The 13,384-nt window shown below is 39.9% G+C and carries 14 protein-coding genes; 5 read left to right on the plus strand and 9 right to left on the minus strand.

The genetic code is table 11. The features are described from left to right. The first annotated feature begins 261 nt into the window (after positions 1-261). From sdaAB to HMPREF9389_RS08600, 3 genes are read left to right on the plus strand one after another with little or no spacing between them, the layout of a single operon-like run. On the plus strand, positions 262-933 hold the full coding sequence (sdaAB, locus tag HMPREF9389_RS08610) for an L-serine ammonia-lyase, iron-sulfur-dependent subunit beta (protein WP_002928563.1): 672 nt from the start codon (positions 262-264) through the stop codon (positions 931-933). A gap of 8 nt (positions 934-941) precedes the next feature. After that, on the plus strand, positions 942-1,814 hold the full coding sequence (sdaAA, locus tag HMPREF9389_RS08605; protein ID WP_002928565.1) for an L-serine ammonia-lyase, iron-sulfur-dependent, subunit alpha: 873 nt from the start codon (positions 942-944) through the stop codon (positions 1,812-1,814). A gap of 51 nt (positions 1,815-1,865) precedes the next feature. Next, positions 1,866-2,513, plus strand: a complete 648-nt coding sequence (locus HMPREF9389_RS08600; RefSeq protein WP_002928574.1) for an HAD family hydrolase — start codon at positions 1,866-1,868, stop codon at positions 2,511-2,513. 134 nt (positions 2,514-2,647) lie between these two features. Here HMPREF9389_RS08600 and HMPREF9389_RS08595 read toward each other — a convergent pair whose 3' ends face one another. From HMPREF9389_RS08595 to yfmF, 8 genes are all read right to left on the minus strand, one after another. Further along, positions 2,648-3,238: a LysM peptidoglycan-binding domain-containing protein gene (locus HMPREF9389_RS08595; protein ID WP_002894257.1), complete on the minus strand. Its 591-nt coding sequence runs from the start codon at positions 3,236-3,238 to the stop codon at positions 2,648-2,650. 211 nt (positions 3,239-3,449) lie between these two features. Continuing rightward, positions 3,450-4,244, minus strand: coding sequence for an energy-coupling factor transporter transmembrane component T family protein (locus tag HMPREF9389_RS08590; protein WP_002928576.1), 795 nt, complete (start codon positions 4,242-4,244; stop codon positions 3,450-3,452). Beyond that, positions 4,237-5,076, minus strand: a complete 840-nt coding sequence (locus tag HMPREF9389_RS08585; RefSeq protein ID WP_002928577.1) for an energy-coupling factor transporter ATPase — start codon at positions 5,074-5,076, stop codon at positions 4,237-4,239. The genes HMPREF9389_RS08590 and HMPREF9389_RS08585 overlap by 8 nt, the downstream gene beginning before the upstream one ends. Next, a complete protein-coding gene (locus HMPREF9389_RS08580) occupies positions 5,052-5,888 on the minus strand; it encodes an energy-coupling factor ABC transporter ATP-binding protein (protein WP_002928578.1) in 837 nt (278 codons plus the stop codon). The genes HMPREF9389_RS08585 and HMPREF9389_RS08580 overlap by 25 nt, the downstream gene beginning before the upstream one ends. 1 nt (position 5,889) lies before the next feature. After that, positions 5,890-6,429 carry a CDP-diacylglycerol--glycerol-3-phosphate 3-phosphatidyltransferase gene (pgsA, locus tag HMPREF9389_RS08575; protein WP_002899412.1) on the minus strand — a complete coding sequence of 180 codons (540 nt, stop codon included), beginning with the start codon at positions 6,427-6,429 and terminating at the stop codon, positions 5,890-5,892. Between the two features lie 16 nt (positions 6,430-6,445). Beyond that, positions 6,446-7,300 (minus strand): cytoskeleton protein RodZ, encoded by an 855-nt coding sequence (gene rodZ, locus HMPREF9389_RS08570; RefSeq protein WP_002928580.1) that lies wholly within the window; start codon positions 7,298-7,300, stop codon positions 6,446-6,448. Between the two features lie 33 nt (positions 7,301-7,333). After that, a complete protein-coding gene (gene yfmH, locus HMPREF9389_RS08565; RefSeq protein WP_002928581.1) occupies positions 7,334-8,629 on the minus strand; it encodes an EF-P 5-aminopentanol modification-associated protein YfmH in 1,296 nt (431 codons plus the stop codon). Further along, the gene (yfmF, locus tag HMPREF9389_RS08560; protein ID WP_328261977.1) at positions 8,629-9,876 is read right to left on the minus strand and encodes an EF-P 5-aminopentanol modification-associated protein YfmF; all 1,248 of its coding nucleotides are present in this window, start codon (positions 9,874-9,876) and stop codon (positions 8,629-8,631) included. Before yfmF ends, yfmH begins: the two co-directional genes overlap by 1 nt. Before the next feature lie 187 nt (positions 9,877-10,063). Between yfmF and yaaA the strand changes: the two genes are divergently transcribed. Beyond that, on the plus strand, positions 10,064-10,462 hold the full coding sequence (gene yaaA, locus HMPREF9389_RS08555) for a S4 domain-containing protein YaaA (RefSeq protein WP_002928584.1): 399 nt from the start codon (positions 10,064-10,066) through the stop codon (positions 10,460-10,462). A gap of 2 nt (positions 10,463-10,464) precedes the next feature. After that, complete coding sequence (recF, locus tag HMPREF9389_RS08550) at positions 10,465-11,559, plus strand: DNA replication/repair protein RecF (protein ID WP_002928585.1); 1,095 nt, start codon at positions 10,465-10,467, stop codon at positions 11,557-11,559. Positions 11,560-11,739: 180 nt separating this feature from the next. On the opposite strand, the gene guaB is transcribed toward recF, so the two are convergent. Further along, positions 11,740-13,221: an IMP dehydrogenase gene (guaB, locus tag HMPREF9389_RS08545; protein ID WP_002928590.1), complete on the minus strand. Its 1,482-nt coding sequence runs from the start codon at positions 13,219-13,221 to the stop codon at positions 11,740-11,742. Positions 13,222-13,384 lie beyond the last annotated feature (163 nt).

Raw genomic sequence — 13,384 nt, forward strand, 5'->3', positions numbered from 1 at the left:
AGGTCGTGCTGTGCTTTCAACGATTGAAGGTCGCTTGAGCAAGGCCTATTATAGCACGAAAGGACTCGGAAAACAAATCAGAAATTTAACTAAATTTATTAACTGTAAATTATGTTTACAACTTTGTAAACTTATTGATTTGCTCGTTTACTTTCCTATCAAACAAATTTTATAATATCCACTTTTAATTCATTTAAAAAATCAGCAGAAAGCCCTTAACTTTGTTATAATGAAAATAATAATAAGCTGCAAGGAGAAATCATGACTTCACTAAGATTTCAATCTGTTTTTGATATTATCGGACCTGTGATGATTGGCCCATCAAGCAGTCATACGGCAGGCGCCGTCCGTATCGGAAAAATTGTCTCCTCCATTTTTAATGACGAGCCTACGGAAGTAGAATTCCAGCTCTTTAACTCTTTTGCCAAAACTTACCGAGGTCACGGAACTGACTTGGCTCTTGTCGCAGGGATTTTAGGAATGGAGACAGATGACCCTGAGATTCCTAACAGCCTTGAAATTGCTCATAAACGTGGCATCAAGATTGTCTGGACCATTCAAAAGGATAGCAATGCTCCCCACCCCAATACAACAAAGATTACAGTAAAAAATGACCGTAAAACAATCAGTGTGACTGGAGTCTCTATCGGTGGCGGCAACATTCAAGTAACAGAGCTGAATGGCTTTTCTGTATCTCTGAGCATGAATACTCCGACCATTATTATTGTCCACCAGGATGTTCCAGGCATGATTGCCCATGTCACCGAAGCTCTTTCACGCTACAATATCAATATAGCTCAGATGAATGTTACTCGTGAGAAGGCTGGAGAAAAAGCGATTATGATTATTGAAGTTGACAGCCGCAGCTGTGAGGAAGCCATTGACGAAATTCGCAATATTCCTCATCTGCATAATGTGAATTTCTTTAAATAGGAGAAGATATGTTTTATTCCATCAAAGAATTGGTAGAGCAAGCTGACTTGGATTACCAAGGAAATGTTGCTGAATTGATGATTGCTACCGAGTATGAATTAACTGGTCGTGAAAGAGATGAAGTCCTGCGACTGATGGGTCGCAATCTGGAAGTCATGAAAGCCTCTGTCCTTCTTGGACTTGATGAGAGCAAGTCTCGCAGTGGCTTGACTGGCGGAGACGCAGCAAAACTTGACCACTATATCCAGTCAGGAAAGACTTTATCAGATTACACTGTGCTGACTGCTGCAAAAAATGCTATTGCTGTCAATGAGCATAATGCTAAAATGGGTTTAGTTTGTGCAACACCTACTGCCGGCAGCGCTGGCTGTCTGCCAGCTGTTCTTACATCTGCCATTGAAAAATTAGGACTCTCAGAAGAAGAACAGCTAAACTTTCTATTAGCTGCAGGCGCTTTTGGCCTAGTTATTGCCAATAACGCCTCAATTTCGGGTGCTGAAGGTGGCTGTCAAGCTGAGGTTGGCTCCGCTTCTGCTATGAGTGCAGCTGCTTTAGTTCTCGCTGCTGGAGGTTCACCTTTTCAAGCCAGTCAAGCTATTTGTTTTGTCATTAAAAACATGCTGGGCTTGATTTGTGATCCAGTAGCTGGTCTGGTAGAAGTGCCTTGTGTCAAGCGAAATGCTATGGGAGCCAGTTACGCATTTATTGCAGCTGATATGGCTCTTGCGGGAATCGAGTCTAAAATTCCTGTTGACGAAGTCATTGACGCCATGTATCAAGTTGGGTCAAGTCTGCCTACTGCTTTCAGAGAAACAGCTGAAGGTGGCCTAGCTACAACACCTACAGGCCGCAGACTTTCAAAAGAAATCTTTGGAGAATAACCTTGACAAATTTGTCAAGTAGATTTACTAGATAGTAAAAAAGGAGACAAGATGAGTCATTTGAAATATATCTTCTTTGATTTGGATGGAACCTTAGTTGACAGTTCAAAGGGCATCCAAGAATCCTTTGAATACAGCTTCAAACAACTTGGAAAAGAGTGCCCTGAAGAAAGTATTATAAAAAGTTTTATGGGGCCGCCTCTGGAAGTAAGCTTCGCCTCTGTTCTTGAAGAAAGCCAAGTTCCAGAAGCGATTAACTATTACCGCAGCTTCTATAAGGAAAAAGGCATCTGGGGCGTCCGCCTCTATGAGGGGATACCAGAATTGCTGACACAGTTAAAAGAAGCCAGCTATCAGATTTATGTAACAACAAGTAAAAATCAACCCACAGCACAAGATTTATTAGCAAATCTAGCCATCTCTGAGCAATTCGATGATATTTTTGGCTCACTGCCAGATTCATTTCACAAAGCAGATGTTTTGCGCCGAGCTCTGCAAACACTAGATGCAAATCCTGAAGAAACCATAATTATAGGCGATACAAAGTTTGATATAATTGGCGGTAAAGAAGTAGGAATCTCAACTCTAGGAGTCCTTTGGGGGTTTGGCAGCCAAAAAGAGTTACTAGAAAATGGAGCAGATTTCCTGGCTCATTCTCCCAAACACATTTTAAAAATATTAAACGAACACTTTTCATAACTTTACATAGCTGTCAATCTAGATAAGATTGTTATCTTTAAATCTTTATCTATACTACCATTTTCTGCTTATAAATTGTCAATTTTATGTAAACTAAAAAAACCACAGGGATTCTGTGGTTTTTTAGTTTTATCTTAGTAACCCCAAGCTGAAAGTCCTTGAGCACTATAGGCGCTATATGCTGATTGGATTTGATCATCAACAGTAGCTGTTGAACCCCAACCTGGCATTGTTTGGAAAAGACCACTAGCACCTGAAGGGTTGTAAGCATCTACTTGACCATTTGATTCACGGGCAATGATAGCTTCCCAAGTTGATGCAGGAACACCAGTCATTTCTGCCATACGTGATGCTGCATAAGAACCAGTTGCACCAGCGGTATTACCATTGCTAAGTACAAGGCCTCCTGAAGTTGCTGCTGAATTAGCTGTTGCTGCAGGTGCTGCATAATTATTTACGGGAGTTGCAGTTGCTGCTACGCTTGTTTCAGACGTTTTGGCACTATTTCCAAGTTCCAAGATTTGACCAACACGGATGTGATTCGGATCTGCAATCTTGTTTAACTCTACTAATTTCTCAAGAGTTGTATTTTTTTCGTTAGCAATAGCTGATAAAGTATCACCGGCTTCAACTGTATAGGTCTCAGCATTTGCAATACCTGAAACCAAGAAAGCCGCTGCAGCGACTGCACCTGTTAAAGTCCATTTTGCTGTTTTTTTGTTCATTAAAATGTAATTCTCCTTTCGGTGATAATACTATCTTACACATAAAATATTACCAGAAAGTTACATTACCAAGTCAAACGTTACAAGAACATTTAGTTTAGACGTTAAAAACAGACTTTTAGAGCTTTTTTGCCAAATATTTTCTTTGACGAGGCAAAAAATAGACAGGTTTAACTTATACTATTCTCTAAAAAACACTTTAAACAGTAGGTCAGTTTTTCAATATATAAAGCAGAATACCTAATATAAGTAAGCTAATAATAGCCAAGCTGTCATTTCTTTTCCATGCCAAACGGCGAAAACGTGTCCGCCCTTCACCTCCATTATAGCCACGCGCTTCCATGGCAATTGCTAGAGCATCTGCCCTTTTAAAACTAGAAGCAAACAAAGGGATTAGAATGGGAATAATAGATTTGACCTTTTGAACAAGCTTTCCCTCGCCAAAGTCAACACCACGCGCCCTCTGGGCGTTCATAATCCGAGTAGTATCATCCATTAAAGTTGGAACGAAGCGCAGGCTCATAGAGAGCATCAGGCCAATCTCATGTGCTGGCACCTTGAAGACCTTCAGAGGTTTCAGCAAAAACTCAACCGCATCGGACAAGCTTAAGGGCGTCGTTGTCAGAGTCAGAAGAGTAGAAAAGAAAATAATCAGAATAAAGCGACTAAAAATAATACCAGCCTGTGACAGTCCTGCTTCTGTAATTCTGATAAAAGCGAACTGAAAAATTGTAGCGCCTCCCGAGGTCAAAAACAGCTGGAACAAGGTGGTAAAAGCTATTATAAAAACCATGGACTGGATACCCTTTAAAAAGAACTTCAAAGGAACCTTAGACAGCAAAACCAAACTAAAAACGAAAATAAACAGCAGCAGATTGGTCACAAGATTATTGGCCCAGAAAATTAATAGAATAAAAAGAAACATCGCCAGCAACTTGCTCCGCGGATCCAAACGATGAATAATTGAATTTCCGGGAATATAGCGGCCTAAAATCAACTTATCCATGCAAGATCTCCTTGAATTCTTCAATTGTAATAGGATAGTGCGAGAAGGTCATCCCTTTCTCCGCCAATTCGTGAGCAAATTTTGTAATCTTAGGAACACCCAATTGAATACTCTCCATAAAATCAAGATCCTGAAAGACCTGAGCAGGCTGACCGCTCTTGACTACTCTGCCCTTATCTAAAACATAGACTGTATCAACAAAGTTAGCTACATCATCCATTAGGTGAGTTACCAAAACAATTGTCATACCGGCACGATGCAGCTCTTCAAAGAGCCTCATCAGTTCTTTTCGACCGGATGGATCAAGTCCTGCTGTCGGCTCATCCAAAACCAAGATATCAGGCTCCATGGCCAGTATACCTGCTATGGCCACCCTGCGCATCTGGCCACCAGAAAGTTCGAAAGGACTGCGATTGAACAAATCCTCAGAAATTCCGACTAAGTGCAATTTTTCACGCGCCAAAGCTTCGGCTTCTTCCTTAGAAACACCAAAATTCTGAGGACCAAAAGCCACATCTTTCAAAACTGTTTCATCAAAAACTTGACTTTCCGGAAATTGAAAGACTAGACCGACCTTCTTGCGCACCTGTTTAATGTCTTTATTGACGGAATCAGCCGTGATGACTGTACTGCCTACTTCAACACTGCCCTGATTAGGAACCAGCAAGCCATTTAAAAGCTGGAGAATGGTTGACTTACCGCTACCAGTATGACCGATAAGAGCGGTGTAGCTGCCGGATTTTATCTCCAAATCCACTCCAAAAAGCGCTGGTCCCTCAAAAGGGGTGCCAGCTTGATAAGTATAACTTACATTTTTGAGAGTAATGCCCATAGTTGATCCTGCAATTCTTTTTCTGTTAAGTAAGAGTCTGGCAGAGGAAGCCCTGACTGACGCAAAGCCGCCTTTACCTTATTAACAAATGGCTGATCCAATCCTAGCTCTTCCAAATCTTCTCGAGAAAAAAGTTCTCTCGGGGTAGCGGTAGACTCAACCTGACCCTCTTTCATAACCAAAACACGGTCGCTTAAGGCTATTTCATCCAGGTCATGAGTGATAGAAATGACGGTCAGCTGATTACTATCTTTAATTTTTTTCACGGTTTGGATAAGATCCAAACGTCCCTCTGGATCCAGCATGCTGGTTGCTTCATCCAAAATAATAATATCCGGTCTCAGAGCTACGACACCTGCAACAGCTACCCGCTGTTTCTGCCCTCCGGAAAGACGAGCTGGTTCACGCTCCTTAAAATCCTGCATCCCGACAAGCTCTAATGCTTGCTGGACTCGCTCTACCATCAGATCATAGTCTAGCCCTTGATTTTCCAAACCAAAGGCTACATCGTCTTCTACAGTTGCTCCAACAAACTGATTATCTGGATTTTGGAATACCATACCAATCTGTCTGCGTTTTTCCCAGACATTTTCAGCTGTCAGCTTATCGCCTGAGATAATAATATCTCCGCTTTCCGCTTCTAAAAGACCGTCAATCAAACGAACTGTGGTTGATTTTCCGCTGCCATTATGACCGACAATGGACAGCCATTCCCCTTTTTTTACTTGAAAGGAGACATCATTTAAGGTGTAATTCTCAGACTCACTATCGTATTTGTACTTAAGATTTCTTACTTCGATGATATTTTCCATATTATTTAAAGGTATCTTTAAAGAGATAGGCACTTCCCTTGAAGTAGTCATATCCAGAATAAATCGTAAAGATTAAAGCGATATACAGAAGGATTTGTCCTAATAGAGTCCAATGAATCAGGAGAAAAATTATAGCAAACATCTGCGTGAAGGTTTTGATTTTACCTGGCATAGCAGCTGCTAAAACTGTACCGCCTGTTTCCACTAAAAGCAAGCGCAGACCTGTTACTGCCAATTCCCGGCAAATAATAATAGCCACAACCCAGGCAGGAGCCATTTTCATCTCAATCAACATGATAAAAGCAGACATCACTAAAAGCTTATCAGCCATGGGATCAGCAAATTTACCAAAATTTGTTACCACTTCCCACTTTCGTGCCAAATAGCCATCTAGATAATCAGTTATACTTGCAAAAGCAAATATAAAAGCAGCTAAAATATGCATGGTGTAAGAATGACCGAATGTTAAAATCACAACAAATACAGGGATTAAAGCAATTCTAACAAGAGTTAAGGCATTTGGAATATTTTCTTTTTTCATGGTATTCCCTTCGTTTTTATCCTTTCGTAATGTTCAAACTAATGGTTCCACTATCACTAGTCAAAGCCGAAGTATCTAGTTTTTGTCCCTCTATCGTCACAGTTGCTCCTTTAACAGGTGCTAACGTAATAAGATACTTATTGCCTGGCTCAAGAGAAACCGTCTGGCTTGATTTTTCAGGAGATAAGGTGATGCCTTCGGCTAGTTCTGAATCGCTTATGCTTACCAAATTGGTTGTTTGCTCCACAGAAACGGTCACTTTAACAGGCTGACTTGCTCCGCTATACTCAGCAATCAAATTCTCTCCGCTTCCACTAACTGTCAATTTGCTAACTGAGGAAGAAACTGACTTAGAATCAGCCGAAGAAAAGGAACTCTTCTGACTGTTAGTGCTTGTAGAGGAAACCAGACTATAATTGCTGTTAGATGCTTTGAAACTTACCGAATTAGTATGAGCATAGCTCCAGATATAATAAGCTACGAAAGCAGCAATAGCTGAAGCCAACAAGAGAAAATAGAACAAGGGCAGAAAAGAGCTTTTATTTTTATTTTTTCTGCTCCTGAATTCCTCATCTGCTGCTAGTGCCACTTCATCAAAGACAATCATCTCACCAGCTTCGTAAGCCTCCAGAATAATAGACTCATCCAAATCTACAGCCCAAGCATATTTCCGCAAGAAGCTACGGGCATAGAAAGGACTAGGAAGCAAATCATAGTCATTTCGTTCCAGCGCTTCTAGCAAATCCTGCTGGATATCTGTCTTTTTTGACAATTCCTCTAAGCTCAGTCCTTGATTAGTCCGGGCAAGCTTCAACACTTCTCCTATCGTTTTTTTTCTCATACGTACTTTTCCCTTATTTCTATTCTTCACTATTTTAACAAAATTTTAAAAACGATTCTGGAATTATTTTGGAAAAATAGTAAAATCTGTCATATCACACTGATCGATAAAACGATGACCTAGTTTTATCACATCATTTAAGCTGATATCCTGTAAGATTTTTGGCAAATCAAACAGATTCTCACCCGTCAAATGCGGTTCATATTGGGTTGCAATATACTCAAGCGAGTTTAAACCGTGCAGAAAATCACCAAACATCTCACTTTTAATCGTATCCAAATGCTCTTCTGTCACATCCGGATCCTTATCAAAATTCTTGATAGCTGAGCGAAACTGATGAGAAAGTCCAACCGGCTCCTGAGTATCCATCGTCAGCATGACAAAGTGAAAATCTTTTTCTACTTCCACTTCCAGCGTTAAAGAATTATCCATTTTCCCACTTTCATAGAGGGACTGGAAACGCTTGGAAGTCCAGCCAAACATCATGGCAAATAAGAGTTTCAAAGTGATTTTATAGCGATACAACTCCGATTCATCAACAAAGTCTGTCCCTCGAATCCCAACTGCCAGTTTTGGACTAGCTACCTCCATTCGGTAGGTATCCGTTGATACCACTGGGTGAAGGCTAACAGGAATTTTTTCAATAGGTTCCGAACTCCCAGCAAAAACTAGTTTTTCCTGCTGTTCAGCAATCTCTGTAGCTATCTGTTCCAAATCGAAATTACCAATCACAAACAAAGTCATATTAGAAGGATGATAAAAGTTACTGAAATTTTCCTTCAAATTTTCGACGGTAATCTCAGAGATAGACTCTTTCGTTCCTGCAATGTCTTCTGCCAGAGGTGTTTGAGGATAGAGATTGGCCAAGGCTCCAAAAAAGAGACGATAATCTGGATTATCCTGATACATTTCAATTTCTTGGCCGATAATATCCTGTTCCCGCAAAATGGATTGTTTTGTGAAATCAGCCCGATGCACCAGTTCTTGCAAAAGCTGTAGGTTTTCTGAGATATTATCCGTTGCAGAAAATAAATAGCTGGTTCGAGTAAAGCTCGTAAAGGCATTGCTCTCAGCCCCTAGCTTAGTAAATTCCAGCAGCAAATCCTTTCCCTGCGGGCCTTCAAAAAGCTTATGTTCCAAAAAATGAGCTATTCCCGCCGGATACTGAGTGACCTGCTTGGTTTCACGTGAAACAATCTCCGTATCCACTGAACCAAAATTAGTTGAGATAATCCCATAAGTTTCATTAAAATCATTTTTAGGCAGAAGAAAAACACGCAAACCATTTGCCAAGACTGTCTGATAAACAGTTTCTCCCACTGCTGAATAATTGATTTTTTCTAGCACTTCTCCCTGCATTATTTTCCTTCCATAAAGTAAATAGCTTGTAATTTTAAGAGACCAGCTGCTTTGACAATATCATCTTTATGAACCTGTTCCAAAGCTTCCAGCCAAGCTTCAAGAGATAAGAATTTTTTGCCTAAAACAGAAGCCATATAAGCTCTCTCTAATATTGTATTCTGTCGATCCTGAGCTAAGAGGACCGAGTTTTTCAGCATTTTCTTGGTTTGATCCAATTCTTCCTGACTAAACATGCCACGCTTCAAATCACCAATCTGTCGGTTGATTAAAGCAACTGTTCTAGTCCGATTGCTGCGGTCAATACCAGCGTAAATCCGCATCATGCCTGAAAAAATATCAAAGTTGCTGGAAATCGTATAAGCCAGTCCTTCCTTTTCACGAAGATTGACAAATAATTTCGAATGGGCAAAGCCACCTAGCAAAGCATTTAAAACGACCAAAGGCAGGTGCTCACTCTCTCCGTACTGAATAGGGAAGTGATAGCCCAACTCAATAATTGACTGATGCACGTCCTTCTGCTCCAGTCCTTCTCGCAAAACATTGGAATATTCTTGCTGATAAACTAGCTGAAGTTCTTGCTGGCGAGGCGCAAAATTGAAAGATTGAATTTTCTCCCGAACAGCCACTTCATTAAAGTCCCCAATAAAGAAAAAGTCAATCTGATTTTCCTGAAGCATCTGCTGAAAAGCAGCAAAACTGCTTGCAGCGGTCTCTTTCTGGATTAATTCAATCGTCCCAACACGAGGCATCTGCATTTCCTCTTCTTCATAAAAGAGTTTATCTAATTCTCGATGAGCATGATAAAAATGATTCTCAATTTCAGCTTCCAAATCATTCAAGATATTTTTCTTCTCAATTTCAAAAACAGATTCATCAAAAGCGTCCTGACTTACCAATGGAGAAAACAAGCTGGCTTTCAAAAAATCAAGCATGGCATCTGTCAGGACATTTTTACGACTCAAAAATTTATCCCGCACAAAAGAAAGATTGATATCTAAATAATGCACCAATCCTCTCCTTGAAAGACTCGTTGAATAATCAGCGCCATACAAATTGGCCAAACGTTCTCTGAAGGCTTGCGAAGTAGGATAAACAGCATTGACAGTTTCTAGCATACTGGCTGTTAAAACCCGACCAGCTACTGTTTCTTTGGACATAGGCGCTGAAAAACGAACCCTAATTTTATTTGTTTTAAATTTTTCTGATTGAATAAAATGGAGACGAACTCCTTTAGTGATTTCCATGACGCCCCTCATACTGAATAATATAGACTACTATTATATCATGAAATGCCTCTGATTTGTTTGTTCCACCAAGCTTTTTGCTGATTAAAACGTTTTCTGATAACAGGAGAAAATTTCCGATTTTATCCAAAGCACCTCAGCACTTTTTACTAACAAATATGGTATAATGACAGGGTTGAGGTAAAATATGGAATATAAATTATTTGATGACTACATCACGCTACAAGCCCTTTTGAAAGAAACAGGAATTATCCAAAGCGGCGGAGCAATTAAAACATTTCTAAGTGAATATCCAGTTCTTTTTAACGGTGAGCCAGAAAACCGCCGGGGAAAAAAACTCCGTGTCAATGACAGGATTTCCCTTCCCGATCAAGGAATTGAAATTAATCTGACAGCTCCTAGTCAAGAAGAAATTCTGCAACACCAGAAAGAAATCGCAGAAAAAAAACGAGTTGCTGAACTTGTCAAAGCCATGAACAAGGACTTAAAAAAATCTCAGACTTCTAAAAAAGAAAAGCGTAAGAATACAGGGCTACCTAAAAAGCAGAAAACTACTAAAAGCCCTGTTCGTTTCCCTGGTATCTAATCATGTGGCTGCAATCATTAAAAATCAAGCATTTCCGAAATTATCAGGAAGCTGATATTGACTTCCATCCTGGATTAAATGTCTTTCTAGGCCAGAACGCACAAGGTAAAACCAATATTTTAGAAGCTGTTTATTTCCTAGCCTTGACAAGAAGCCACCGCACACGCTCAGATAAGGATCTGATTCATTTTACAGAAAATGAACTCCTTGTCTCTGGTATCTTAGAAAAAAAGACTGGTAAAGTTCCCCTTGACATTAACTTGACACCAAAAGGTCGTATCACAAAAGTCAACCACTTGAAGCAAAGTAAATTATCAGACTACATTGGAACTATGAATGTTGTTCTTTTTGCTCCTGAAGATTTACAGTTGATTAAAGGCTCCCCCAGTCTACGTCGTAAATTTATAGACATTGAACTCGGACAAATCAAGCCAGTCTATCTATCAGATTTATCCAATTACAACCATATCCTCAAACAACGCAATGCCTATCTGAAAGCTAATGACAAAGTTGATGAAACCTTCTTGACTGTCCTTGATGAGCAGCTGGTTGACTATGGCTGTCGTGTCATAAGGCATCGGTTAGATTTTTTGCAAAAATTAGAAAGCTTTGCTCAAGACAAGCACTGGGACATCTCTCAAAATTTGGAAGAATTGACTGTCAAGTATCTGTCATCTATTCCTTTACACCAAATTGACAATTTAGAAGAAACTTACTGCTCTTCCTTATTAAGCAGCCGTAAACGTGACCTATTCAAAAAAAATACAGGAGTTGGTCCCCATCGTGATGATATTGCTTTTTTTATCAACCAGATGGATGCCAACTTTGGTAGTCAAGGTCAGCATCGCAGTCTTGTTTTATCACTGAAACTAGCCGAAATCAAGTTAATAGAAAGCATTACGAAGGAAACGCCTATTTTGTTGCTTGACGATGTAATGAGCGAACTTGACAATAAACGTCAACTAAAATTATTAGAAACTATCTCTCAGGATATTCAAACTTTCATCACTACAACAACTTTAGAACATTTAAAAAATCTTCCACAAGATATTAAAATTTTCACCATTCAGCAAGGACAAATTATATCTCAATCCTAGCATTACATGAGATTTACGTTTTTGTAAATTTCATTTACAAGATCTTGCTTATGTTGTAAACGAATTATATCAAATTGTTGTTAGAATAGCTTTTATAGCCTTTTGAATTGTAAAAATATGTCAATTTAAATCGTAAATTTAAAAAGAGGTTGGGAAAAATTCCCGACCTCGTTTTATTTTTTATTGAACTGAATAGTTAGGGGCTTCATTTGTAATTTGCACATCATGAGGGTGGCTTTCCTTCAATCCAGCACCACTCATTTCAATAAACTGAGCATTATCGTGAAGTTCTTGCAGATTTGCAGCACCAACATAACCCATACCAGATCGGATACCACCCAGCATCTGGAAGACAATATCTGCAGCAGCTCCCTTGTATGCCACACGACCTTCAATTCCTTCTGGAACTAGCTTATTCGCTTCATTGACAGAACCTTGGAAGTAACGGTCACTAGAGCCCTTCTTCATAGCGGCGATAGATCCCATTCCACGGTAAGTCTTAAATTTCCGACCTTGGAAGATTTCTGTCTCACCTGGCGCTTCGTCTGTTCCTGCAAACATTGAACCCAGCATAACAGCATTTCCACCAGCAGCCAAGGCTTTGACAATATCTCCGGAGTACTTGATTCCACCATCAGCAATGATGGTTTTTCCATATTCACGCGCTACAGCAGCTGCATCATAAATAGCCGTTACTTGAGGAACACCAACACCAGCAATGACACGGGTTGTGCAGATAGAACCTGGGCCAATTCCGACCTTAACAACATCCACACCTGCTTCATAGAGAGCGCGTGCACCTTCAGCAGTTGCAATATTTCCAGCAATCAAGGTGCGATCAGGGAAATGAGCACGAATCTCTGCAATCTTACGCAAAACTCCAGCTGAGTGGCCATGTGCAGTATCAATAACAATCGCATCTGCACCCGCTTCAAAGAGAGCTTCCGCACGTTCGAAAGTATCTGAAGTAACACCGACAGCACCAGCTACCAAGAGACGGCCAAACTCATCTTTAGCAGCATTTGGAAACTCAATAACCTTTTCAATATCTTTAATGGTAATCAAACCTGAAAGGCAACCTTTTTCATCAACCAAAGGCAATTTTTCAATCCGGTGCTCCTGCAAAATGCGCTCTGCAGTTCCTAAATCTGTACCAACAGGAGCTGTGACAAGATTCTCACTGGTCATATGACGAGAAATAGGTTGATTGAAGTCAGAAATAAAACGTAAATCACGATTGGTTAGAATACCAACCAACTTACGATTTTCAAGAGTTTCGACAACAGGAACACCACTGATACGGTAACGTCCCATCAATTCATCTGCTTCAGCAATAGTATGCTCAGGTGTTAGGAAAAAAGGATCAATAATAACGCCATTTTCAGAACGTTTAACCTTTCGAACTTCATCAGCCTGTTGCTCGATAGACATATTTTTGTGGATGACTCCAAGACCGCCGGCACGGGCAATAGCGATGGCCATCTGACTCTCTGTAACGGTGTCCATGGCAGCAGTAATGATTGGGATATTTAAAGTCAGATTCTCAGCAAGTTTGGTACTCAAATCAGCATCATTAGGCAGTACATGGCTTTCAGCTGGAATCAGCAGCACATCATCAAAGGTAAAACCTTTTTTCAAAAATTTAGTGTCCCAGTTAGACATCCACAGTTTCCTCTTTTCCTTTTTACTGAACTAATACCCAAAGAAAAATGAAGTTCAGTTTTCTTTGAATAAGAGCTGGTTTTTTTGTTGTTAATATCATACCATTCTATAGGAAATTGTCAATCATTATTACACAAAAAATAAAAACCATCATTTTTGAAAC

Origin of the sequence: Streptococcus sanguinis SK355 (genome assembly GCF_000212855.1) — a bacterium.
In the GTDB taxonomy this organism is placed as follows: domain Bacteria; phylum Bacillota; class Bacilli; order Lactobacillales; family Streptococcaceae; genus Streptococcus; species Streptococcus sanguinis_A.